Origin of the sequence: Micromonospora sp. MA102 (genome assembly GCF_025460765.1) — a bacterium.
GTDB lineage: Bacteria > Actinomycetota > Actinomycetes > Mycobacteriales > Micromonosporaceae > Micromonospora > Micromonospora halotolerans.
The window spans coordinates 545980-569448 of sequence record NZ_JAMWEG010000001.1; the positions used below are offsets into that span (position 1 = coordinate 545980).

17 protein-coding genes are annotated in these 23469 nt (G+C 74.7%); 6 read left to right on the forward strand and 11 right to left on the reverse strand.

Annotated features, from left to right (window positions below):
- Positions 1 to 135: 135 nt before the first annotated feature.
- From NFX44_RS02650 to NFX44_RS02700, 11 genes are read right to left on the reverse strand one after another with little or no spacing between them, the layout of a single operon-like run.
- Positions 136 to 957: a CoA ester lyase gene (locus NFX44_RS02650; protein ID WP_262281849.1), complete on the reverse strand. Its 822-nt coding sequence runs from the start codon at positions 955 to 957 to the stop codon at positions 136 to 138.
- Positions 957 to 2150, reverse strand: a complete 1194-nt coding sequence (locus tag NFX44_RS02655) for a CaiB/BaiF CoA-transferase family protein (protein WP_262281850.1) — start codon at positions 2148 to 2150, stop codon at positions 957 to 959. Before NFX44_RS02655 ends, NFX44_RS02650 begins: the two co-directional genes overlap by 1 nt.
- Positions 2147 to 4294 carry an alpha/beta hydrolase-fold protein gene (locus tag NFX44_RS02660; RefSeq protein ID WP_262281851.1) on the reverse strand — a complete coding sequence of 716 codons (2148 nt, stop codon included), beginning with the start codon at positions 4292 to 4294 and terminating at the stop codon, positions 2147 to 2149. Before NFX44_RS02660 ends, NFX44_RS02655 begins: the two co-directional genes overlap by 4 nt.
- Positions 4291 to 6240 carry a formylglycine-generating enzyme family protein gene (locus NFX44_RS02665; protein WP_262281852.1) on the reverse strand — a complete coding sequence of 650 codons (1950 nt, stop codon included), beginning with the start codon at positions 6238 to 6240 and terminating at the stop codon, positions 4291 to 4293. Before NFX44_RS02665 ends, NFX44_RS02660 begins: the two co-directional genes overlap by 4 nt.
- Positions 6237 to 7169 (reverse strand): PfkB family carbohydrate kinase, encoded by a 933-nt coding sequence (locus tag NFX44_RS02670; RefSeq protein ID WP_262281853.1) that lies wholly within the window; start codon positions 7167 to 7169, stop codon positions 6237 to 6239. The genes NFX44_RS02665 and NFX44_RS02670 overlap by 4 nt, the downstream gene beginning before the upstream one ends.
- Positions 7166 to 8569 carry an ADP-ribosylglycohydrolase family protein gene (locus tag NFX44_RS02675; RefSeq protein WP_262281854.1) on the reverse strand — a complete coding sequence of 468 codons (1404 nt, stop codon included), beginning with the start codon at positions 8567 to 8569 and terminating at the stop codon, positions 7166 to 7168. The genes NFX44_RS02670 and NFX44_RS02675 overlap by 4 nt, the downstream gene beginning before the upstream one ends.
- Positions 8566 to 9699, reverse strand: coding sequence for an ADP-ribosylglycohydrolase family protein (locus NFX44_RS02680; protein WP_262281855.1), 1134 nt, complete (start codon positions 9697 to 9699; stop codon positions 8566 to 8568). Before NFX44_RS02680 ends, NFX44_RS02675 begins: the two co-directional genes overlap by 4 nt.
- A gap of 2 nt (positions 9700 to 9701) precedes the next feature.
- A complete protein-coding gene (locus NFX44_RS02685; protein WP_262281856.1) occupies positions 9702 to 10997 on the reverse strand; it encodes an ABC transporter substrate-binding protein in 1296 nt (431 codons plus the stop codon).
- A gap of 40 nt (positions 10998 to 11037) precedes the next feature.
- On the reverse strand, positions 11038 to 11877 hold the full coding sequence (locus NFX44_RS02690; protein ID WP_254339735.1) for a carbohydrate ABC transporter permease: 840 nt from the start codon (positions 11875 to 11877) through the stop codon (positions 11038 to 11040).
- Position 11878: 1 nt separating this feature from the next.
- Positions 11879 to 12811, reverse strand: a complete 933-nt coding sequence (locus NFX44_RS02695; RefSeq protein ID WP_262281857.1) for a carbohydrate ABC transporter permease — start codon at positions 12809 to 12811, stop codon at positions 11879 to 11881.
- Complete coding sequence (locus NFX44_RS02700) at positions 12808 to 13890, reverse strand: LacI family DNA-binding transcriptional regulator (protein WP_262281858.1); 1083 nt, start codon at positions 13888 to 13890, stop codon at positions 12808 to 12810. Before NFX44_RS02700 ends, NFX44_RS02695 begins: the two co-directional genes overlap by 4 nt.
- 285 nt (positions 13891 to 14175) lie before the next feature.
- Between NFX44_RS02700 and NFX44_RS02705 the strand changes: the two genes are divergently transcribed.
- From NFX44_RS02705 to NFX44_RS02730, 6 genes are all read left to right on the forward strand, one after another.
- Positions 14176 to 15309 (forward strand): N-acetylmuramoyl-L-alanine amidase, encoded by a 1134-nt coding sequence (locus tag NFX44_RS02705; RefSeq protein ID WP_262281859.1) that lies wholly within the window; start codon positions 14176 to 14178, stop codon positions 15307 to 15309.
- Positions 15310 to 15452: 143 nt separating this feature from the next.
- A complete protein-coding gene (locus tag NFX44_RS02710; RefSeq protein ID WP_262281860.1) occupies positions 15453 to 15866 on the forward strand; it encodes a VOC family protein in 414 nt (137 codons plus the stop codon).
- Positions 15867 to 15961: 95 nt separating this feature from the next.
- Entirely contained in the window at positions 15962 to 17047 is a 1086-nt protein-coding gene (locus NFX44_RS02715; RefSeq protein ID WP_262281861.1) for an endonuclease/exonuclease/phosphatase family protein, read from the forward strand.
- Positions 17048 to 17243: 196 nt separating this feature from the next.
- Complete coding sequence (locus NFX44_RS02720) at positions 17244 to 20438, forward strand: penicillin acylase family protein (RefSeq protein WP_262281862.1); 3195 nt, start codon at positions 17244 to 17246, stop codon at positions 20436 to 20438.
- A gap of 61 nt (positions 20439 to 20499) precedes the next feature.
- Positions 20500 to 21246, forward strand: a complete 747-nt coding sequence (locus tag NFX44_RS02725) for an ABC transporter permease (protein WP_262281863.1) — start codon at positions 20500 to 20502, stop codon at positions 21244 to 21246.
- A gap of 42 nt (positions 21247 to 21288) precedes the next feature.
- On the forward strand, positions 21289 to 23439 hold the full coding sequence (locus NFX44_RS02730; protein ID WP_262281864.1) for a glycogen debranching N-terminal domain-containing protein: 2151 nt from the start codon (positions 21289 to 21291) through the stop codon (positions 23437 to 23439).
- Positions 23440 to 23469: the final 30 nt, after the last annotated feature.

The following is a 23469-nucleotide window of genomic DNA, read 5'->3' on the forward strand; positions in this document are numbered from 1 at the left end:
GCCGGCCCGGGCCAGCGTACGGGCGGTGGCACCGGGCCGGCATCCGGCGATCGTGCGGGCGGCGCCGGACCGTCGGGTCAGGCGGCGCGGCGGACGGGCCGTCGAATCGGGCGGCGCGGCGGACGGGCCGCGGCGTCAGGCGGCGTAGCGGGCGGCCAGGTCGACGACCCGGCGGGCGGCCGCCACCATGGCCCGGTCGGCGAACCGCCCGTCGGGCAGCACCACGGTGCCGGAGTCGCGGGTGTGCGCGTCGGCGACCGCGGCGAGCAGCTCGCGGGCCCGGTCCACCTCCCGCTCGGCGGGGCGGAACGCGTCGGCGATCACCGGCAGCTGGCGCGGGTGGATGGCGGCCCGGCCCAGGAAGCCGAGCCGCCGGCCGGCCGCGCAGGAGGCGGCCAGGCCGTCGAGGTCGGCCACGTCGGCGTACACCGACATGGCCGGCGGCGGCAGGCCGGCCGCGCGGGCCGCGACCACGATCCGGCCGCGCGCCCAGAGCAGGCCGTCGTCGTCGGCGACGCCCAGGTCGGAGCGGAGGTCGGCCTCGCCGAGCCCGAGCGAGGCCACCGCCGGGTGGGCGGTCGCGACGGCGTACGCGGACTCCAGCCCGACGGCCGACTCGACCAGCGGGTGCAGCGGGGTGTCGACCCGGGCGGCCACCGCCGCCACCGTCGCCGGTGACTCCACCTTGGGCAGCCGCAGCCCGGCCAGCCCCGGCCGGCCCGCCACGGCGGCCAGGTCGGCGTCGAGATCCGGACCGGTCAGCTCGGTGACCCGCACCTGCACGGGCAGCGGCTGCGGGTCGGCCAGGAACTCGGCGACGGCGTCACGGGCGTACGCCTTGCGACCGGCCACCACGGCGTCCTCCAGGTCGAGGATGACCGCGTCGGCGCCGGCCGCGACCGCCTTGGCGAACCGGTCGGGCCGGTCGCCGGGCACGTAGAGCCAGGTGAGCAGCATCAGATCACCCCGCGCTCGCGCAGCGCGGCCAGGTCGTCGCCGGTCAGGCCGAGCGCGCCGAACACCGCGTCGGTGTCCTGGCCGTGGCGGCGGCCGGCGTGCCGGATCTCCCCCGGGCTGTCCGACATCCGGAACGGCACGTTCTGCATCCGCACCTCGCCCAGTTCCTCGTCGGGCACGGTGACCACGGTGCCGAGCGCCGCGTACTGCGGGTCGGCCAGGATGTCGCGCACGTCGTAGACGGGGGCCACGGCGGCCTGGGCCGCCTCGAACGCGGCCACCACCTCGTCGCGGTCCCGCTTGCCCACCCACGCGCCGACCGCCGCGTCGAGTTCGTCGGCGTGCGCGGCCCGGCCGCTGCCGGTGGCGAACCACGGCTCGTCCACGAGTTCCGGGCGGCCGACGAGCCGGACCACCCGCTCGGCGATGCTCTGCGCGCTGGTGGACACGGCTATCCACCGCCCGTCGGCGCACCGGTAGGTGTTGCGGGGGGCGTTGTTGTTGGACCGGTTGCCCAGCCGGGGCTGGACGTAGCCGAGCTGGTCGTACCAGGTGATCTGCGGGCCGAGCATCGCCATGATCGGCTCGATGATGGCGAGGTCGACCACCTGGCCCCGGCCGGTGAGGTCCCGGCCGCGCAGGGCCAGCATGACGGCGTACGCGGCGGCGAGCGCGGTGACCGAGTCGGCCAGCCCGAACGGCGGCAGGGTCGGCGGCCCGTCGGGTTCCCCGGTGGCCGCGGCGAACCCGCTCATCGCCTCGGCGAGGGTGCCGAACCCGGGCCGCGGCGCGTACGGGCCGACCTGCCCGAAGCCGCTGATCCGGGCGATCACCAGCCGCGGGTTGACCGCGTGCAGCTCCTCCGGGCCGAGACCCCAGCGTTCCAGGGTGCCGGGGCGGAAGTTCTCCACCAGCACGTCGGCGTCGGCGAGCAGCCGGCGCAGCAGGTCCGCGCCCTCGGGCCGGGAGAGGTTGAGCGTGACGGTCCGCTTGTTGCGGCCGAGCACCTTCCACCACAGGCCGACGCCGTCCTTGGCGGGGCCGTGCCCCCGGGACGGGTCCGGCTTGGCGGGATGTTCGACCTTGACCACGTCGGCGCCGAAGTCGCCGAGGAACGCGGCGGCCAGCGGGCCGGCGAAGAGGGTGGCCAGGTCGACCACCTTGACGCCGTGCAGCGGAGCGGTCGTGGTCATGGCGTCCCCTTCACCGGGTCGACGGCGGCGAGGAACACGTCCCCGTTGCCGAGCGCGGCGCCGCCGTCGGGCGTGCCGGCGGTGCGGCCACTGACCAGCAGCCGGCCGTCGGGCCCGACGGTGGCGTAGACGTTCTCCTCGCCGAACGGGTCGGCGGCGTCGTCGCGGGCGGTGCCGTACTGGGCGACGGCGACCTGCCGGCCCTTGCCGTCGAGGCGCAGGGTGAGCACGTCCGCGCCGCCGGCCGGCACGCCGAGGGTGCTGCCCGTGAAGCCGACCACCGCGACGGTGCCGTCGGCGAGGGCCAGCACGTCGGTGCCGGCGTCCGCGCCGCGCCCGCCGGTGACGGTCCGCCAGCGCTGCGCACCCCTGGCCGTGTACGCCACGGTGAGCACGTCCCCGGCCGTGGCGCCGGTGGCCACCACCTGGCCGGCGCCGGTGACCGTGACGCCGCCGAGCAGGTCGTCGCCCGTGCCGCCGGCCACGGTGAGCCAGTCGCGGGTGCCGTCCGGGGTGAACCGGGCGAGCCAGCCGTCGGCGCCGCCGAGCGGCGTGGTGCCGGGCAGCACCCCCGAGGTGCCGCCGGCCACGTAGACGCCGTTCGCGTCGGCCGCCACGGCGTACGCCTTGTCCTCGCCGGGGCCGCCGAACTGCCGGGTCCAGGCCAGCGTGCCGTCGGGGGCGAGCCGGGCGAGGACGGCGTCCTTGTCGCCGGCGCTGGTCCCGCCGAACGCGCCGCTGGTGTAGCCGGCGACGTAGGCCCCGCCGTCCGGGGCGGCGGTGAGCGCGTAGAACCGGTCGGCCTTGGCGGGGTCGCCGGCCTGGGTGAGCCAGGCCCGCTGCCCGGTGGCGGTCAGCTTCGCCACGAACGCGTCGTCGGCTGGGCTGTCCGGGTGCCGGCCGTCGAGGTCGCCGCGGGTGTACCCGGCGGTGAGCACGCCACCGTCGGGCAGTGGCACGGTCCCGTAGAGCCGGTCGTTGGCGGCGGTGCCGAACTGGCTGGTCCAGCGGACCGTGCGGTCGGCGGCGAGCCGGGTGACCACGGCGTCGAGGCCGCCGGCGTACGGCTGTCCGGCGACGGCGCCGGTGGCCGCGTAGCCGAGGGTGACGTCGCCGTCCGGGTGGGCGGCGACACCGCCGGCCCAGTCGGCGCCGGCGGTGCCGTGCAGCGGGGCGGGCAGCCCGGCCGGCGGGGTGACGCTGAGGGTGGCGGCCAGGTGCTTCAGTCCGTCGACGAACGCGGGCCGCCAGACGTCCCAGTCGTGCCCGCCGTCCAGGACGCGGAACTCGGCGGCGACGCCGTCGGCCCGGCGCACCGTGTTGTAGAGGGTGGCGGCCTCGTAGTCGAGGTCGTGCGCGGCGTCGGCCGGGTCGGGGTTGGCCCACTCGTCGTCGCCGACGGCGATGAACATCCGCACCGGCGACTCGGCGTCGAGGCCGGGCAGCAGGGCCGGGTAGTTCAGCCGCTGGTACACCGCGTCGGAGAAGGGCTGGTCGCCGTCGCCGAACGCGCCGAACTCGCGGGCCGACGAGTCGGCCGGCGGCAGCGGCCGGTAGACGGCCGGGCTGAGCACCAGCGCGTTGGCGAAGATGTCCTGGTGGGCCAGGGCGTAGCGCAGCGCGCCGGCGCCGCCCATCGAGTAGCCGCCGACCAGCCGGGCGTTCCGGTGCGCGGCGGTGCGGTAGGTGGCGTCGACGTGCGCGACCAGGTCGCGGGTCAGCGCGGTCTCCACCGGCCGGCCGGGGTGGTCGGCGCCGGTGTACGCGGAGTCGACGTACCAGTTGCCGCGCTCGCTCCACGGCGCGTCGGGCAGCACGGCGATCACCGGCGGCACCTCGCCGTCGGCGATGAGCCGGTCCAGGTCGCTCTTCACCCGGGTCCACGCCTGCATGGTGTCGCCGCGCCCGTGCAGCAGGTAGAGCACCGGGTAGCGGGTGCCGGCGTTCGCCGCGTCGGCGTAGCCGTGCGGCAGGTAGACGGTGTAGTCGATGGCGGCGCCGAGGGCCGGCGAGGGGGCGGTCGCGGTGGTGAGGGTGCCGGACCGCTCCTTTCCGGCGACGGCGGTCTCCGTGGCGAGGCCGGCGAGCCCGACGGCGGTCAGCAGGGCGACCAGGGCGGCGCCGGGGCGCCGCGCTCTTCTCATCGGAGGGCTCCTTCGGGCAGGTCGGCGGCGCAGCGGAAACCGATCGAGGTGGAGCGGGTCAGGCCGGCGCCGGTGAGCAGCAGCTTCACCGACACGTCCGGCGGCTGCGGGCCGCCGTCGAGATACCAGTCGGAGCCCTCCGCCCGGTAGGCGCAGCCGCCCTTGAGGATGACGAAGCGGGTACGCCCGTCGGAGTGCTCGCTCTCGGTCAGGTTCCAGACGAGGGGCTCCCGCCGGACCAGCAGGCCCGCCTCGGCGGCCACCTGCCACTCGTCCTCGGTGGGCAGCCGCAGCCCGGCCCAGTCGGCGTACGCGCGGGCATCGGCGAGGTCGACACCGGTGACCGGGGCGTCGGCGGGGCCCTGCCCGGCGGTGAACCGCTCCGGCCGGACCGGCCGGTAGCCGGTGGCGGCGAGGAAACGCGCGTACTCGCCGTGGGTGACCTCGTGGGTGTCGATGGCGAAGCGGCCGAGGCGGACCTGGCGGCGCAGCGTGCCGGTGTGGTGCAGGCGCGGCGGCAGCGGCTTCCACTCGTCGACGTACGGGGCCTCGCCGTAGAGGCCGGTCTCCCGGACCCGGTGGCGCACGGTCAGCTCGTGCCGGCCACCCTCCATGGTCACCATGCCGTCGGGCAGGGCGGCGAGGGGTGACCACGGGGTGCGGGCGCGCACGGCGGCGCGGGCCGGGAACGACGGGTCCCCGGTCGGCGGCTCGTGCCGGGGCGCCGGCGTCTCGGTGGCGACCACGGCGGCGATCGCCCCGGCGGGCAGGGGCCCGCCGACGGCCACCCGGCCGTCCTCAAGTTCGGTGACGGTCAGCTCGGCGCCGGTGACCAGGTCGACGAAGCGCCCCGGCCGGGCGTCGGTGAGCAGCCACGGGCCGTCGTGGTCGGCGCCCCGGTTGACCACCGTCCACAGCGGCTGGTCGTCGTGGGTCCAGCGGGACGCGTACACCTGGCCGGCGCCGGGGTGGTCGGCGAGCGGGACCCAGTCCTCGGCGCGCAGCCAGGCGGCGTGGCTGGCCTGCACCCGGCGCATGGCCCGCAGCACGGCCCGGTCCCGCTCGTTCCAGCCGACCCAGACACCGAAGACGCTCTCCCAGACCAGCACCCCGCAGCCGTTGAGCCAGGCGGAGTGCAGCTCGTCGAGGTGGTCCCGGTGCCAGCGGCGGGTGTGGTGCAGGACGTGCCGGCGTTCGAACCACTTGGCGCGCAGCACGCCGGGGGTGTCCGAGTCGGCGAACCACTGCGCCCAGGACATGGCGTGGTCGGCGATCCGGGCCAGCGGCACCCGGCTCTCCCCCTCCAGGACCAGGCCGGGGCGGACCGCGTCGAGGGCCTTGCGCAGCTCGCCGGCGCCCTCCTTCAGGGTGTCCAGGAAGACCCCGTCGACGCCCAGCCGGTCGGCCAGCGCGGCGACCTCCTCGGCGTCCGTGCCGGCCTCCCGCCGGGTGCCGGTGTCCCACGGGTTGTAGTCGACGAACACCCGCACCCCGGCGGCCTGGAACGCGCGGACCACCTCGGGCAGCTCGGGCACGTCCCGGTACCAGTCGAACTGGTTGCGCTCGTCCAGCCCGATCACCGGGTACGCGTGCCAGAGCACCACGCCGTCGAAGCCGCCGAAGTCGCGCCGCGCCGCGTCGAGGAACTCCTCGACGGTGAAGGTGCCGCGGTCGTGGTCGTACAGCGTCTCGTCCCAGAGCCAGGCGAGGCAGACGCTGAAACAGTCGCCGGCGATCTCGTCGTAGTGCGCGCCGGTGTAGCCGAGCCGGGCGCGGGCGTCGGCCCGCCACCGGGTGAGCTGCTCCCGCCAGGCCGGCCAGTCGGCGGGGTCGTCGGGGGCGGCGAAGATCTTCGCCTCGTCCAGGGTGGTCAGGTCGGCGTGGCCGCCGAGCGGGACCTCGGTGGGCCGGTCGATCGGCCGCGGCACGTACGGGTTGAAGCTCACTGGACCCCTCCGTAGGTGGCGGCGGCGAGCGCGTCGATGGCGGCCCGCTCCGGCAGGGCCGTGGACGCGCCGGGGCGTTGGGCGCAGGCCGCGCCGGCGGCGCACGCCCAGCGCAGCACGCCGGTGGCGGTGTCGCCCGTGAGCCCGCCGCGTTCGGCCAGGGCGACCGCGAGCGCGCCGGTGAACGCGTCGCCGGCGGCCGTGGTGTCCACCGCGTCGATCGTCGGGGCCGGCACCTCGATCCGGGCGCCGTCCCGGTCGGCGTAGGCGGCGCCGCGCGCGCCGAGGGTGAGCACCACCCGGGGCACCAGGCCGACCAGCGCGTCGAGCAGGGCGGCCGGCTCGTCGGTGAACACCCCGGCCACGACGGCGGCCTCGTGCTCGTTGACCACCAGCACGTCGACCAGGTCGAGCAGCTCGGTGGGCAGCGGCCGGGCCGGGGCGGCGTTGAGCACCACGGCGGCGCCACCGGCGCCGGCCCAGCCGGCGGCCCGGGTGACCTCCGACAGCGGCACCTCCAGTTGGAGCAGCAGCACGCCGGCCGCCGCCACCGCGTCGCGGTCGGCGTCGTCGAGGGCCAGCGCGCTGTTCGCGCCGGGGGCGACCACGATGCAGTTCTCCGCCGCGTGGTCCACCGCGATCAGCGCGACCCCGGACGGCCCGTCGACCGTGCGCAGGCCGACGACGTCGACGCCGGCCGCGGCCAGGTTGTCCCGCAGCAGCCCGCCGAACCCGTCGCCGCCGATGGCGCCCACGAAGGCGCAGTCGGCGCCGGCCCGGGCGGCGGCGACCGCCTGGTTGGCGCCCTTGCCGCCGGGCACCATCCGGAAGTCGTCGCCGAGGACCGTCTCGCCGGGGCGGGGCAGCTGCGGCGCGGTGACCACGAGGTCCAGGTTGGCGCTGCCGACCACCACCACCCGGGCGCTCACGCCGCGCTCCCGTGGGCCAGGGCCAGGGTGCGGTCGGCGAGGGTGTCGAAGCCGATGCCGTCGAATCCGGCGATGCTGCTGGCCAGCCGGTTGCGCAGCGGCGCGACCCAGCGTCCGGGCAGCCGGGCGGCCCCGGTGAGGGCGCCGGTGACCGCGCCGACGGTGGCGCCGTTGGAGTCGGTGTCCCAGCCGCCGGCGACCACCGCGCAGATGGAGCGTTCCAGGTCGCCCCGCCCGTACGCCAGGGCCGCCGCGACCAGCGCGGCGTTGTTGCGGACGTGCACCCAGTGCAGGTGGCCGTGCCGCGCGTAGAGGGTGTCCACGATGCTCTCCCAGTCGTCACCGGCGGCGCCGAGTGCGCGCGCCTCCCGGACGGCCGCGGTGAACCGGCTGCCCGGGGGCAGCACCGACTCGCCCGCGTCCAGCACCGCGTCCACGTCGCCGGCCACCGGCGCCGCCGCGGCCATGGCGGCCACCCAGACCGCCCCGTACGCGCCGGCCCGGACGTGGCTCACGGCCGCGTCGCGCCAGGCGGCCTCGGCGGCCCGGTCGGGGCGGCCGGGGTTGGTCCAGCCGTACACGTCGGTGCGGATCTGCGCGCCGATCCACTCCCGGAACGGGTTGTGCCGGCGGGCGGTGTCCGGCGGGGTGAGGCCGAGCAGCAGGTTGCGGTAGGCGACCCGTTCGGCGGTGAAGACCCGCCCGGCGGGCAGCCAGTCCAGCCAGGCCTGGGCCACGTCGGCGCTGGTGAAGCCGGGTCCGTGGGTCTCCAGGACGCGCAGCGCCAGGAGCGGGAAGTTGAGGTCGTCGTCCTCGGGCATGCCGGCGATGTTCTCGGCGAGGCTGTTCGGGGCGCTGCGCCGGTTCCACGGCCAGCGGGCGGCCACGTCGGCCGGCAGACCCCGCGCCGTGAACCAGTCGCGCAGCGGCCACCGGCCGGTGGCGGTGAGGATCTCCCGGATGCCGTGGCGGGGGATCTTCTCCACCGGCTTGCCGAGCAGGCAGCCGGCTGCCCGGCCGAGCCAGGCGCCGTGCAGCCGGTCCCGCTCGACGGTGGTCGGCAGGTCCCAGGCGCCCGGCCAGGTCTTGCGGACCCCGTCGAGGTCGTCGGGCTCGTCGGCGATGTCCGGGCCGGGCAGCGCGTCGGCGGCGTCGAGCAGGTCGACGGCGAGGGCCCGCAGCGCCGGCGGCGCCGGCACCGGCGAGGCCCCGCTGACCGGTGCCGTGACGTCGCCGCCGGCCGCCGCCCAGCGGTCGGCCAGCGCGGTGACGTCGCGGCCCTCGTCGCGGCTGGCGGCCAGCTCGTGCGGCAGCAGGTCCTCCGGCTGCACCCAGGTTAGCCGCAGCCCGCCGGCCGTCCCCCTCGGCCGGCCGGCGGCCACGGCGCCCGCAGCGCTCATGCCAGCCCGCCGAACCGCTCGGCGCGCCGGGCGAAGCGCTCCCGGTCGCGGTCGAACACCTCGGTGGCGACCCCGGCGAGGACCCGGGCGGGTTCGACCAGGTCGGTGCGGGACGCGCCGGCGACCACCTCCGACCACTCGGCCGGCACCGCCGCGGCGCCGCCGAGCGCACCGGCGATCGCGCCGGCCATGGTGGCCGTGGAGTCGGCGTCCCGGCCGTAGTTGACCGAGCCGAGCACGGCCGCCCGGTAGTCGCCGCCGGCCACCACGAGCATGCCCAGCGCCACCGGCAGCTCCTCGATGGCGTGCAGCCGGCTCGGGCGGCGGGCGCCCAGGCCGGGGCTGCGGTACTCCTCCCCCACCGTGTCGTAGGGGGCCACCGCGGCGCGCAGCGCCGGGATGGCGGCCTTCCAGTCGTCGTGCCCGCGAGCCTCCTTGACCACCGCGTCGATGGCGGCGCGGGTGCCGTCGCGGGCCAGGTCCAGGGCGGCGGCCACGACGTCGTCGACGCCCGCGCCGGGGGTCGCGGCCGCGGCGACCGCGGCGGCGAAGACCGCCGCGGCCTCCCGCCCGTAGCTGTGCTGGTGCGCCCCGGCGATCTCCACGGCCTCGGCGTAGGCGCCGGCCGGGTCGCCGGCGTTGACGATGCCGACCGGGGCCATGTACATGGCGGCGCCGCAGTTCACGATGTTGCCCACGCCCGCCTCGCGCGGGTCGGCGTGGGCGTGGTGCAGGCGGGTGACCAACCACCGCTCGGCCGCGGCCAGGCGGTGGAAGGTCACCCCCTCCCGCTCCAGGTCCGGGATGTACACCACCCGCTCGATCAGGTCGGGGACGAGCAGTTCCACCACGTCGTACGCGTCGAGGTGGTCCCGTTTGGCCGCGTACGCCCGCACCAGCGCGTGGGTCATCAACGTGTCGTCGGTGATGTGCCCGTCGCCCTTGTGGTACGGCGCGAGTGGCCGCGCGGTGGCCCAGTCGGCGTGGTACGGGGGGACGATCCCCTCGACCCAGCCGCCGAAGCGGGCGCGGATCTGCTCCGGGAGTGCCGTCTCGGTGGCCCCGCCGAGGGCGTCGCCCACCGCGGCGCCGACCAGGCAACCGACCGACGTGTCGAGCAAGAGTGACATGGTTACCTCAGAACCTGCTTGCCACCGTCGACCAGCTGCGTGGCGAGCTGGTCCAGGGTGATCTTGTTGGCGAAGTACTGCTGGAGGGCCGGAGTGGCGTACTTGGTCTTCCACTCCGGGTAGCCGTCGGCCTTTTGGAACGGGGCGACGGTCAGGTCGGCGGCGCTGTCCGCGGCGACGTCCCAGCCCTGCTTGCCGCCGGTGAGCTTGACCAGCTCCTGGTTCGCCTGCTTGCCGGTGGGCACCAGCCAGTCACCCTTGGCCAGGGCGGCCATGTTGGTCGGGTTCAGGAACCACTCCAGGAACTGCGCGGCCTGCTTCTTGTGCTTGCTGTCCTCGGCGATGGACAGGGTCTGCGGGTTGGCCGCCTGCTTGGCGGAGAGGCCCTTGACCGGCGGGAGGGTGACCCACTCGAAGCCGGCGGGGGCCTGCTCGACCATCTGCTGGCGCAGCGAGACCGAGCCGGGAAGCATCGCGTACTTGCCGCCGAAGAAGCCCGGCAGGGTGTCCGCGCCGCTCATGCCCAGCGCCTCCGGAGAGGCCGACTTGGTCGCGTAGATCATGTCGTGGATCCGCTTCGGCACCTCCTTCTCCGCGTCGCCGACCTTGACCTCGGTCTTGCCGCCGTCGCCGTAGAAGAACTTGCCGTCGTAGTTCAGCGCCAGGTTCAGCACCCGGTTGGTGGGCGACTTGAGCGCCCACGCGGCGCCGTACTGGCCGGGCTTGGTGAGCTTCTGGGCGTTGGCCTGGAACTCGTCCCAGGTCCAGCCGCCGTCGGCGGGCGGAACGGCGACGCCGGCGGCGTCGAGCAGCTTCTTGTTGGCGATGACGACCTGCGACTCCAGCAGGAACGGCACTCCGGTGACCTTGCCGTCGAAGGTGGCGGTGTCCCAGACGCCCGGGTCGATCTGGCCCTTGAAGTCGTCACTCAGCAGCTTGGAGACGTCGGCCAGGTAGCCCTGCTTGCTGAACTCGCCGATGGCCGAGGCCTCGTAGTGCACGATGTCGGCCACGTCGCCGCCCTCGAACGAGGTGACCAGCTGGTCGTGGATCGAGTTCCAGTCGCCCTGGACGTACTCGACCTGGATGTCCGGGTGCTCGGCGTTCCACTTGGCGACCAGGTCCTTGTTGGCCTGGAGCGACTCCTTCTGCCAGGCGAGGCTGAGGAAGCGCAGCTTGACCGGGCCGGACGAGTTCTCGTCCTCGCCGCCGCCGTCACCGCACGCGGTGAGGGCGCCGAGCCCGACGACCGCGACCGCGGCGGCCGCGGCGAGTCGGCGGAACCTGCTACGGAGCATGGGGGATTCCTCCTTGGTGGTGGTTGTGGGGGGGATGTGGTCAGCCCTTGACCGCGCCGGCGAGCGACCCGGACGAAAGGCGGCGTTGCATGACCGCGAAGAAGATCAGGCTCGGCAGGGTGGCCAGCAGCGAACCGGCCGCCAGGGGACCCAGGCGGGCGGTGCCCTCGATGCCGACGAACCGGGCCAGGGCGACCGGCAGGGTCGCCAGCTCGGGCGTCTTGACCAGCACCAGCGCGAAGAAGAACTCGTTCCAGGCGGAGATGAAGGAGAACAGCGCGGTCGCCACGATGCCCGGCGCGAGCAGCGGGAAGACCACCCGGCGCAGCACCTGGAGCCGGCTGGCGCCGTCGACGCTGGCCGCCTCCTCCAGCTCGCGCGGGATGTTGCGAACGAAGCCCTGCAGCATCCACAGGGCGAACGGCAGCGCCCAGACCACGTAGATCAGCACCAGGCCGGCGTGGGTGTTGGCCAGCCCGACCTGCCGCAGGATCAGGAAGATCGGGATGATCAGCAGCACGAACGGGAAGAGCTGCGACAGCAGCACCCAGCCGAGCGCCACGGTGCCCAGCTTGGTCCGGAACCGCGCGAGCGCGTACGAGGCGGGCAGCGCGACCAGCACGGTGAGCACCGCCGAGGCGAGCGACACCTGGAGGCTGTTCAGCGCGGCCCGGCCGAGCTGCTGCTCGGTGAAGGCCTGCACGAAGTTCTGCACGGTGGGGTTGCTGGGGATGAGCGTGGGGTGCAGCCGCACCAGTTCACGCGGCGGCTTGAACGCGGTGGAGAGCAGCCAGACCAGCGGGAACCCGAGGAAGATCAGGTAGCCGGTCAGCGCGACGTACTGGAGGGTCCGCCCGGTGCGGCTCGGCTTTCCGAACATGTCAGTTCGCCTCCCGGAGTCGGCGCCGCAGGTAGACCGCGAGCAGCGCGACGATGATCACGACCATGACGTTGCCGAGGGCGGCGGCGTAGCCGTAGTTGCCGTAGCGGAACGCCTCCTCGTAGGCGAAGAGCATCGGCAGCATGGTCTTGCCGCCCGGCCCGCCCGCGGTGAGCACGTAGACCAGGCCGAACGAGTTGAAGTTCCAGATGAAGTCCAGCGAGGTGATCGCCACGACGACCGGCGCGATGGCGGGCAGCGTGACGTTGCGGAACCGGTGCCAGGTGCTCGCGCCGTCCACGGCGGCCGCCTCGTGCAGCTCGCGCGGCACGCCCTGCAACCCGGCGAGGAGCACCACGGTGGTCTGCGGCATGCCGGCCCAGACGCCGACGATGATGACCGCGGGCAGGGCGGTGCTGAAGTCGCCGAGCCAGTTGGTGCGCAGCCCGTCCGCGCCGACCCGGTGGAAGAACTCGTTCAGCAGGCCGGCGTCCGGGTGGTAGACCAGCTTCCACAGGATGCCGACGACCACGGGCGGCATCGCCCAGGGCACCACGGCCAGCACCCGGGCCAGCCCGCGGAAGCGCAGCTGCTGGTTGAGCAGCAGGGCGAGGCCGAGGGCGAGCACGAACTGGAGCACGGTCACCCCGACCGCCCAGAGCAGGCCGATCTTGAACGAGTTCCAGAACAGCTCGTCGCCGAGCAGTTCCCGGTAGTTGGCCAGCCCGGTGAAGCTGATCTCGACGTTGCGGCCGGCCCGGGCGTCGGTGAAGCCGAGCCAGATGCCCCGCACCAGCGGGAAGACCGACAGCACCACGATGGGCAGCAGCGACGGGAGCAGCAGCAGGTAGATGCCCATCCGGTCGGAGCGGGACCGGGCCCTGCGGGGCCCGTCGGCGCGGGCGACGTCGGGCCGTTCGGCCACCGTGGTCATGCCGTCACCTCCGGGGTACGCGGCGCGGGCGCCGGCTCGGGGACGAGGAGCGGCGTCGTGGCGCTGGAGGCGCGCACGGCGAGGCTGGGGGCGACCTGCTCGCGGCGCGGCGGCAGGCTCGGGTCGGCGATGCGCGACAGCAGCAGTTCGGCGGCGCGGCGACCGCGCTCGGCCGAGCCGAGGGAGACGCTGGAGAGCTGCGGGAACATCATCCGGGCCAGTTCGGTGTCGTCCATGCCGACCAGCGCCACGTCGTCGGGGACGCGCCGGCCGGCGGCGAGCAGCGCGTGCAGCGCGCCGACGGCGATCAGGTCGTTGGCGCAGACCAGCGCGTCGGGGTGGGCCCGGGCCAGGAGGCGCTCGGTGGCGGCCCGGCCGGCCGCGTACCGGAAGTCGCCGACCTCGACCAGGCGCTCGTCGAGCGCGATGCCGTGCCCGGCGAGGGCGGCCCGGAAGCCGGCGTCGCGGGCCGCGCCGGGAACGGTGTCCAGCGGGCCGTTGACGAAGCCGATCCGCCGCCGCCCGGCCGCGACCAGGTGGTCGACGGCCAACCCCACGCCGGTACGCGAGTCGGTGCGGACGTTGTCCACCGGCGCGTCGGCGGCGAGTTGCCCGACCACGACCACCGGCACCGGGCTGTCGACCAGCGCGGCGAGGTGGTCGCCGGTGACCCGGATCGGCGAGACGATCATCCCGTCGACGTAGCGGTGGGCCAGCCGCCGCAGCAGCGCGGTCTCGTTGTCGATCCGGCCGCCCGTGGCGTGCACCAGGAGCTGCCGCCCGGAGGCGGCGACCACGGACTCGATGGCGCGCATCATCTCGACGTACACCGGGTTGCCGATGTCCTCGACGGCGAGCGCGACGAGGCCGGTGCGCTGCGACTGGAGCGAGCGGGCGATGGCGTTGGGCACGTACCCGACCTCGGCCGCCGCCTCGCGCACCTTGCGCACCGTCTCCGGGCTGCCGCCGACGCCGTTGAGCACGCGCGAGGCGGACGCGATGGAGACACCGGCGCGGGCGGCGACGGTGTGGACGGTGGGCCGGCCGTCGGCCGACTCCTGTAAACGTTTACGACCCACGCCCGGCACCTCCAGCTGCTTGCTGTAAACGTTTCCGGGAGTCTGCGCCCGACCCGACGGTCAGGTCAAGGGCTCGTTACGAAAACGTTTCCAACCGGGGCTGAGCTGGGCCGGACGGGCCGAGCCGGACGGTTCGGGGGCCGATCGGCCCGGGCCCGGTAATCGGTCGTCGTCACATTTGTCCTCTGGCGCTCCCACCGTCCCTGGCAATATTCTCCACTTCGCGCGCAGCAGTTGGAGTTCCTTTACATGCCCGCACACCCGTCGGGCCATTGAGGAGATGCCATGCACTTCGACCACCCCGAGCTGGACCGTCGTACCCTGCTGCGGGCCGGCCTCGGCGCCGCCGCGGTGGCGGTCGTCGGGAGCGAACTCGCCTTCCCGGCCGCCGCGCAGGCCGCGCCGGGCGCGGACCTCGACTGGATCATCAGCTGCGACGAGTGGGGCGCCCGCCCGCCGGCGGACCCGCTGTCGATCAGCGCGATCGCGACCAACAAGATCATCGTGCACCACATGGCGTTCCCGAACAGCACGGACTACTCCGAGGAGCACGCCAAGCAGCTCGCCCGCGACTGCCAGGACCTGCACATGGACACCAACCGGTGGTCGGACACCGGGCAGCACTTCACGGTCAGCCGGGGCGGCCACGTGCTGGAGGGCCGGCACGGCAGCCTGGAGCGGTTGCAGGCCGGCGACCGGCAGATGATCTCGGCGCACTGCCCCGGCGAGAACGGCCGGGCCATCGGCATCGAGAACGAGGGCACCTACGTCACCGAGACGCCGCCCGAGGAGCTGTTCGACTCGCTGGTGAAGCTCTGCACCACCGTCTGCCAGCAGTACGGGCTGCACGCGCACGACATCTTCGGCCACTGGGACTTCCGGGCGACGCAGTGCCCGGGCGCGATGTTCTACCGGGAGTTCCCGAGGCTGCGCCGCCGGGTCTTCGCCAAGCTCGGCACCGACCTGGCCGACGTGCCGGCCCGCCGGTGGCCGGACATCTGGCGCTTCGTCGGCGGCCCGGTGGTGCAGGTGGCGCAGTACCTGCTCACCTTCCGCGGCTACACCGTCCCGGTCACCGGCGTGTTCGACGCCGCCACCGTGGCGGCCGTGGCGGACTGGCAGGCGCGCAACGGCATCCCGGTCGACATCGACGCCACCCTCACCGCCCCGACGTGGGAGACCCTCGCGCCCGAGCTGGACAAGGACGCCACCGGCATCCCGGTGCAGGCCGTGCAGTTCATGCTCAACCTCAAGGGCTACGCCGACGTGACGATCACCGGCGTGTACGACCACCCGACCAAGAAGGCCCTCCAGGACCTGCAGCGCCTGCACGGACTGGCGCCGAACGGCAAGGTCAGCACCACCACCTGGTGCGCCCTGGTGGGGGGTGTGGTGCGTCAGTCGTTCCAGAAGAACTGACGGCGCACCGGCGGGGAAAGGCGGTGGAGGTGGCAACGGCGCCACCTCCACCGCTCCCGTCCACACTCGCCCGTCGCGCCTCGTTGGCCGCGGCCCGTCCCTCTGCGACGATGCCCAGGTCACGACACCGAGGAGGCGAGACGATGACGTCCAGACTCAATCCGTACCTGAGCTTCCGGGACAACGCCCGGGAGGCGATGGAGTACTACCAGCGGGTGTTCGGCGGCGACCTGCGGGTGAACACCTTCGGCGACTTCGGCAACCCGGACCCGCAACTGGCCGACCGGATCATGCACGCGCAACTGGAGACTCCCAGCGGTTTCACGCTGATGGCCTCCGACACCCCGCCCGGCATGGAATCCACCCCGGGCACCAACATGGCGATCAGCCTGAGCGGCGACGACGCGGACGACCTGCGCCGCTGGTGGGAGCAGCTCGCCGACGGCGGCACCGTCACCATGCCGCTGGAGAAGCAGATGTGGGGCGACGAGTTCGGCATGTGCGTGGACCGGTTCGGCACCTCCTGGATGGTGGACATCGGCCAGCCTCAGGCCTGACCGCCGGGCGGAGGTGGCCCGAACGGCGGTGTCCACGGTGGCGTGACCGGCGTTAACGTACGCCGATCACGATCCCGCCGGGAAGGACGACAGTCATGGACGGCAGCCTTCGCGCACATCTCCGACGCCTCGCCAGGCTGGTCACCGCGGCCGCCCTCGCGGTGGCCGGCCTGGGGCTCGTCGCCCCGCCGGCACATGCGGAAGCCGGGCCCAAGGTGTCCGTGCTGACCCGCAACCTCTACCTGGGCGGCGACCTCACGCCGTCGATCGGGGCGCCGAACCTGCCGGCGTTCCTGGCCGCCAACGCCGCCCTGCTGAGCCACGTGGACCTGGTCGACTTCCCGGCCCGGGCAGCACTGATCGCCGACGAGATCCGGGAGCGCAAGCCCGACCTGGTCGGGCTTCAGGAGGTGGCCCTCTGGCGCACCGGCCCGCTCGGCGACCCGGCCCCGGCCACCGAGGTCCGCTACGACTACCTGGCCCTCCTCATGGGTGAGCTGGCCGGGTCCGGCCACCGGTACGACGTCGTGGTGGTGCGGGACGAGGCGGACCTGGAGGGTCCGGCCGGGGCGCCGCACCTGCGGGACGTCCGGCTGACCATGCGCGACGTGATCCTGGTGCGGCACGGCGGCCGGATCAAGGTGGACGCCACCTCGTCGGGCAACTTCGTCAACAACCTGGTCTTCCCGCTCGCCGCGACCGGCGGCACCGCCACGAGCACCCGCGGCTGGACGGCCGTGGACGCCACGCTGGGCAGCCGCACGTTCCGGTTCGTCAACACCCACCTGGAGGCGTTCCACCCCGGCGTACGCCTGTTGCAGGCGCAGGAGCTGCTGCGCGGCCCGCTGAGCGTGCCCGGCCGGTTGATCCTCCTCGGTGACCTGAACAGCGGGCCCGAGCTGCCCGACCCGAACAACCGGCTCGCCTACCTCGCCCTGGTCGCCGGCGGGATGGTCGACACCTGGCCGGTCCTGCACCCGGGCGACCCCGGCTACACGTCCGGCCTGGGCGACGACCTGACCGAGCCGGCCGACGACGTCGAGCACCGGATCGACATGGTGCTGGTCCGCGGCGCGGTGGCGCCGGTGTCCAGCGAGGTCTTCGGCAACGAGCGGCGGACCCCGGGCGGCCGGTGGGCGTCGGACCACCTGGGGCACGAGGCCGTGCTCGCATTGCCGTGACCGATCCGAAACGTCGGCATTCGCGCCTGGTGAACGGCACCTATCCCAAGGCATGGAACGCCATCAATCATTACCCGGAGGTAGACATGAGTCACTCTCACCTCCGGGTGTGACGCCCGGGCACGGAGGGCGAGACGTCGGCAAGCGGTAGCCGGGCGCAGTCCCGGCCCGACTCCGCGCATCCGGAGGATCCGCCATGCCCCGTCCCACCACCCGTGCCCGGCTCGCGGCCCTCGCCGCGACGCTCACCGCGGCGGCGAGCGCCCTGACGGTCGTCCCACCGACACCGGCGCTCGCCGCCACCACGTTCGCCCCCGACGACTACTGCCTCGGCCAGTGCGCCGACATCCTGCCGCCCGGCGAGAACGGCAACGCCACCCTCGCCGCGATCCTCGCCCACCAGGCGCTCGGCACCCGCCCCGCGCACTCCAGCGACCAGCTCGACGAGTACGCGAACCTGGTCTACGGCTACGCCGGGCTCACCGACGAGCAGATCGCGCAGTTCTACAACGACGCCTCGTTCGGCGTGCCCGACGGGCAGGTGGAGAGCACCGTGCGGCCCCGCGCGGACGTCACCATCGTGCGCGACCGGGCGACCGGCGTGCCGCACGTCACCGGCACCACCCGCTCGGGCACCATGTTCGGCGCCGGCTACGCCGGGGCCCAGGACCGGCTCTGGGTGATGGACCTGCTGCGGCACGCCGGCCGCGGCACCCTCACCTCCTTCGCCGGCGGCGCTCCAGGCAACCGGGAGCTGGAGCAGAGCATCTGGGCCAACTCGCCCTACACCGAGGCGGACCTGCAGGCCCAGGTCGACGCGCTGCGCCAGAAGGGCGCCCGCGGCCAGCAGCTCTACGACGACGTCACCGACTACATCGCCGGCGTCAACGCCTACATCGACCAGTCCATCAGCGCCGACAACTACCCCGGCGAATACGTGCTGGCCGGGGCCGGCAAACCGACGCACTTCACCATGACCGACCTGATCGCCACGGCCGGCGTCATCGGCGGCCTGTTCGGCGGGGGCGGCGGCTCCGAGATCCAGTCCGCCCTGGTCCGGGTGGCCGCCCGGGCGAAGTTCGGCGCCGCCGAGGGCGACCGGGTCTGGCAGGCCTTCCGGTCCCAGAACGACCCGGAGACCGTGCTCACCCTCCACGACGGACAGAGCTTCCCGTACGGCGCCACACCGGCCGGCGCGACCGGCGCCGTGCTCCCCGACGCCGGCAGCGTCGTCGCGGAGCCGCTCGCCTACGACCAGACCGGCGGGGCCGCCGCCGCCAAGGCCGGCGCCGGCAGCGCCACCACCCAGGGGCTGCTCAGCGGCCTCGCCGGGCTGCGGTCGCACGGCATGTCCAACGCCGTGGTGGTCTCCGGCCGGCACACCACCACCGGCAACCCGGTCGCCGTCTTCGGCCCGCAGACCGGCTACTTCGCGCCGCAACTGCTCATGCTCCAGGAACTCCAGGGGCCGGGGGTCAGCGCCCGCGGCGCCGCCTTCGCCGGGCTGAACCTGTACGTACTGCTCGGCCGGGGCCAGGACTACGCGTGGAGCGCCACCTCCGCCAGCCAGGACCTCACCGACACGTACGCGGTGCCGCTGTGCACCACCGACGGCAGCGCCCCGACGCTCGCGTCCACCCGCTACCTGTGGCACGGGCAGTGCGTGGCCATGGAGGTCATCGAACACCGCAACTCCTGGTCACCGACGCTGGCCGACTCCACCCCGGCCGGCTCGTACACGCTGCGCGCCCTGCGCACGAAGTACGGGCTCGTCGCGTACCGGGGGCTGGTGAACGGGCAGCCGACCGCGTTCACCAAGCTGCGCTCGACCTACCGGCACGAGGCCGACTCGGCGATCGGCTTCCAGGCGTACAACGACCCGGCCGCGATGGGCTCGGCGGCCGCGTTCCAGCAGTCCGCCGCGAACGTCGGCTACGCGTTCAACTGGTTCTACGTCAACTCGACCGAGGCCGCCTACTTCAACTCCGGGTCCAACCCGGTCCGGCCGTCGACGGCCGACCCCAACCTGCCCACCCGGGCCGAGGCGGCCAACGAGTGGGTCGGCTGGACCGCGGACACCAACACCGCCACCTACACGCCGGCCGCCGCCCACCCGCAGTCGGTGAACCAGGACTACTACGTCAGCTGGAACAACAAGCAGGCCCGGGACTTCGGCGCGGCCGACGGCAACTTCAGCTTCGGTTCGGTGCACCGGGCCCAGCTCCTCGACGGCCCGGTGCGCGCCGCCATCGCGCAGCGCAAGCTGGGCCGGGCCGACGTCGTGCGGATCATGGCCGACGCCGCGGTCACCGACCTGCGCGGCCAGCAGGTCCTCGGCGACCTGCTCCGGGTGCTCGGCAGCGCGCCGGTCACCGACCCGGCGCTGGCCGACGCCATGACCAAGCTGCGGGCCTGGCAGCAGGCCGGCGCCCGCCGGGTGGAGACCGCCCCGGGTTCCAAGGTCTACCAGCACGCCGACGCCATCCGGATCTTCGACGCCTGGTGGCCGCTGCTGGCCGCCGCGGAGTTCCGCCCCGGCCTCGGCCCCGACCTCTACGCCGCGCTGGTGGACGCCATCGAGGTCAACGAGGCGCCGTCGGGCGGCCAGAACGGCGGTCGCGACGGCAGCGCCGTGTGGGCGTTGCAGGGCCAGCCGCACAAGGGCTCCTCCTTCCAGTACGGCTGGTGGGGCTACGTCGACAAGGACATCCGCACCGTGCTCGGCGACCCGGTGGCCGGCGGGCTGGGCCGGGCGTACTGCGGCAACGGCAACCTGGGCGGCTGCCGGCAGAGCCTGCTCGACACCCTCGCGCAGGCGGCCGCGGTGCCCGTCGCCACGGTCTACCCCGGCGACAAGTCGTGCGGGGCGGGCGACCAGTGGTGCGCCGACGCCATCGCCCAGTCCGGGCTCGGCGGCATCACCCACCCGCTGATCGCCTGGCAGAACCGCCCCACCTACCAGCAGGTCGTCTCGTTCCCGGCGCGCCGCGGCGACGACGTCACCAACCTGGCCCAGGGGCGGGCGGCGACCGCGTCGAGCACGCAGTTCCTCACCAGCCACACCCCGGACAAGGCGGTCGACGGCAGCCTGGGCAGCCGCTGGGCCAGCAGCTACAACGACAACCAGTGGATCCGGGTCGACCTCGGCTCGGCCCGCACCGTGAGCCGGGTGGTGCTGCGCTGGGAGGCCGCGTACGGCAGCGCGTACCGGATCGAGGTCTCCGCGGACGGCGGCACCTGGCAGCCGGTGTTCAGCACCACCGCCGGCAACGGCGGGACGGACAACGTGACAGTCGCCCCGGTCACCGCCCGCTACGTGCGGATGTACGGGGTCAAGCGGGCCACCTCCTACGGCTTCTCGCTCTACGAATTCGAGGTCTACGGCCGGTGACACCGGTCGGCCGGCCGGCGGGACCGCACCCGCCGGCCGGCCACCGGCATACGATCATCGGGTGAGCGGCGGAACCGTACCGATCGGCCCGGCTCTGGTCGTTGCGCTCACCGCGCTCACCCTGGCCGGCGCCGCCGTGCTGCGGCTCACCGGGCTCGGCCGGGCCCGGACCGTGCTCACCGCGGCCGCCCGGGCCACCGTCCAGCTCGGCGCGGTCTCCGTGGTCATCGTCGCGGTGCTCCGCGCCTGGTGGAGCACCGCCGCGTTCGTGCTGCTCATGTACGTCGTCGCCGCGCTCACCGCCCGCCGGCGGATCGGTGCGGAGGGGCCGGCCCGGGTCGCGCCGCTGGCCATCGCGGCCGGGGTGGCGCCCAGCCTGGCCGTGCTCCTGGCGAGCCGGGCCCTGCCGGCGACCCCGCTGGTGGTGCTGCCCACCGCCGGCATCCTGATCGGCGGGGCGATGACCGCGACCAGCCTGGCGGGCCGGCGCACCCTCGACGAGCTGCGCTCCCGGCACGGCGAGTACGAGGCGGGGCTTGCCCTGGGGCTGCTCCCCCGCGACGCCGCGCTGGAGATCTGCCGCCCGGCCGCCGGGCAGGCCCTCGTCCCGGCGCTCGACCAGACCCGCACGGTCGGGCTGGTCACCCTGCCCGGCGCGTTCGTCGGGGTGCTGCTCGGCGGCGCCGGGCCGGTCCGCGCCGGGGCCACCCAGCTGCTGATCCTGCTGACCCTGCTGGCCGTGGAGGCGGTGGCCATCGCGGTGGCCGTCGAGCTGCTGGTCCGGGACCGCGCCCGCACCGCGCCCTGACCCCGGGGCGTAGCGGGGACGCCAGCGGGTAACAGCGGGCGGATGACCTGGGTCCGCAACCTGCGCGTCCGGCCCGACCTGCTCTACGTGGCGAGCGGTTGGAGCACCCTGGTCACCGACGTCCGGGGCCGGATCGCCGGGGTCGACCCGCAGGGCTTCTTCGCCCGCAACACCCGGGTGCTCAGCCGGGAGCGGATCACCGTGAACGGCCGGGAGCCGGTGCCGTTCGCCACCGCGAACGTGGGCGGGCACGCCCAGCTCTCCTACGCCGAGCTGGGCGACGGCGAGGCGCTGCCGTCACGGGCCGCGTACCTGACCGTCGAGCGGTTCGTCGGCCCCGGGCTGCGCAGCCGGTTCACCGTGGTCAGTTACGCCGCCCGGCCGCTGCGGTTTCGCCTTATGGTGGCGGTCGAGGCGGACTTCGCCGACACCAGCGAGGCCGAGGCGGGCCGCCGGCTCCAGGTCGGCGCGGTGCACACCGGGTGGGATCCGGGCTCGGCCGAGTTGCGGCTCAGCTACCGGCACGAGGGACTGGACCGGGCGGTGGCCGTCCGGCTGCGCGCCGACGCCCCGGTCACGTACGACGGCGGCGGGTTCACCGTCGAGCTGGCGGTACCGCCGGGCGGCAGCGCGGGCGCCGAACTGCTCGTCGAGCCGGTCTTCGACGGGACCCGGCTGCCCGCCCCGCCGGCCACGTTCGCCGAGCCCGACGATCCGGGCGCCCGGGCCCGGGCCCGGCTGGACGCCGAGCTCGCCCGGCTGTCCAGCAGCAACTTCGACGTCACCGCGGCCTGGCGGTGCGCCGTGCGCGACCTGGCCGTGCTGCCGCTCGGCGAGCCGGCCGGCCCCACGGCGCCGATCGCCGGCCTCCCCATCTACCAGGAGATCTTCGGCCGGGACACGATGACCGCCTCCTGGCAGGCGCTGCTGGCCGGCCCCACCATGCTGGCCGACAGCCTCCGGCTCAACGCCGAGCACCTGGGCCGGCGGCTGGACGACTGGCGCGACGAGGAACCCGGCAAGCCGCTGCACGAGGCCCGGCAGGGGCCGGTCTCGCTGCTCGGGCTGAACCCGTTCACGGCCTACTACGGCGACTGGTCCACGGCGCCGGACTTTCTGGTGTTCCTCGGCCAGTACCTGGCGTGGACCGGCGACCTGGACACCGTGCGGGACCTGCTGCCCACGGCGGGCCGGGCCCTGGAGTGGATCGACCGGTACGGCGACCCGGACGGCGACGGCTTCCTCGACTACCACTGCCGCTCCCCCGGCGGGCTGAAGAACCAGGGCTGGAAGGACTCGGAGACCGCGATCGTCGACGAGCGGGGCGAGGTGGTGCCGAACCCGATCGCCAGCAGCGAGCTGCAGGGCTACTGGTACGCCGCCCTCCGGCACGCCGCCGTCGTGTACGCCGTCACGGGGCACCCGGCGCGGGGCGCCGCCCTGCTGGCCCGGGCCCGGGCGCTGGGCCGGCGGTTCCATCGGGCGTACTGGCTGCCGCAGCGGGGCTGCTACGCCATGGCGCTGGGGCCGGACAAGCGCCCGGTCCGCTCGACCAACTCCAACGACGGTCACCTGCTCGCCACGGGCATCGTGCCGGCCCGGGTCGCCGAGCGGGTGGCCGACCGGCTGCTGGCCCCGGACATGTTCAGCGGTTGGGGGGTGCGGACGCTGTCCGCGGAGCACCCGGCCTACAACCCGTTCAGCTACCACCGGGGCAGCGTCTGGCCGGTGGACGCGGGGACCATCGGCCTGGGGCTGGCCCGGTACGGCTGCTGGCCGCACGTGCACCGGCTGGCCGAGGGCATGTTCGCCGCCGCGGCGCTGTTCACCGAGCACCGGCTGCCGGAGGTGCTCAGCGGCCTGCCCCGGGACGCGGCCCACCCGCACCCGGGGGTCTACCCGAACTCGTGTTCCCCGCAGGCGTGGTCGGCCAGCGCGGTGGTGGCCCTGGTCCAGGCCCTGCTGGCGCTGCGCCCGGCCGCGCCGCTGCGCGCGGTCCTCGTCGACCCGCACCTGCCCGAGTGGCTGCCCGACCTGCGGCTGGAGGGCGTACGGGTGGGCGGGGCGACGGTGGACCTGACGGTGCGGCGGCGGCGCGGCGGGCGTACCTCGGTGCGGGTGCGCGGCGACCGGCTCGCCGTGCTGCGCCGCCCGTCCCGGCAGGCGATCGCCCTGGCCCGCCGGGAGGTGTAGGCGACGCCGGACGGGGAAACCGGCGGCGCC

Bases quoted from the DNA above. Each gene is read 5' to 3' on its own strand.
- NFX44_RS02650 (WP_262281849.1), bottom strand. From the start codon at position 957: ATGCTGCTCACCTGGCTCTACGTGCCCGGCGACCGGCCCGACCGGTTC.
- NFX44_RS02655 (WP_262281850.1), bottom strand. From the start codon at position 2,150: ATGACCACGACCGCTCCGCTGCACGGCGTCAAGGTGGTCGACCTGGCC.
- NFX44_RS02660 (WP_262281851.1), bottom strand. From the start codon at position 4,294: ATGAGAAGAGCGCGGCGCCCCGGCGCCGCCCTGGTCGCCCTGCTGACC.
- NFX44_RS02675 (WP_262281854.1), bottom strand. From the start codon at position 8,569: ATGAGCGCTGCGGGCGCCGTGGCCGCCGGCCGGCCGAGGGGGACGGCC.
- NFX44_RS02680 (WP_262281855.1), bottom strand. From the start codon at position 9,699: ATGTCACTCTTGCTCGACACGTCGGTCGGTTGCCTGGTCGGCGCCGCG.
- NFX44_RS02685 (WP_262281856.1), bottom strand. From the start codon at position 10,997: ATGCTCCGTAGCAGGTTCCGCCGACTCGCCGCGGCCGCCGCGGTCGCG.
- NFX44_RS02690 (WP_254339735.1), bottom strand. From the start codon at position 11,877: ATGTTCGGAAAGCCGAGCCGCACCGGGCGGACCCTCCAGTACGTCGCG.
- NFX44_RS02695 (WP_262281857.1), bottom strand. From the start codon at position 12,811: ATGACCACGGTGGCCGAACGGCCCGACGTCGCCCGCGCCGACGGGCCC.
- NFX44_RS02705 (WP_262281859.1), top strand. From the start codon at position 14,176: ATGCACTTCGACCACCCCGAGCTGGACCGTCGTACCCTGCTGCGGGCC.
- NFX44_RS02710 (WP_262281860.1), top strand. From the start codon at position 15,453: ATGACGTCCAGACTCAATCCGTACCTGAGCTTCCGGGACAACGCCCGG.
- NFX44_RS02715 (WP_262281861.1), top strand. From the start codon at position 15,962: ATGGACGGCAGCCTTCGCGCACATCTCCGACGCCTCGCCAGGCTGGTC.
- NFX44_RS02720 (WP_262281862.1), top strand. From the start codon at position 17,244: ATGCCCCGTCCCACCACCCGTGCCCGGCTCGCGGCCCTCGCCGCGACG.
- NFX44_RS02730 (WP_262281864.1), top strand. From the start codon at position 21,289: ATGACCTGGGTCCGCAACCTGCGCGTCCGGCCCGACCTGCTCTACGTG.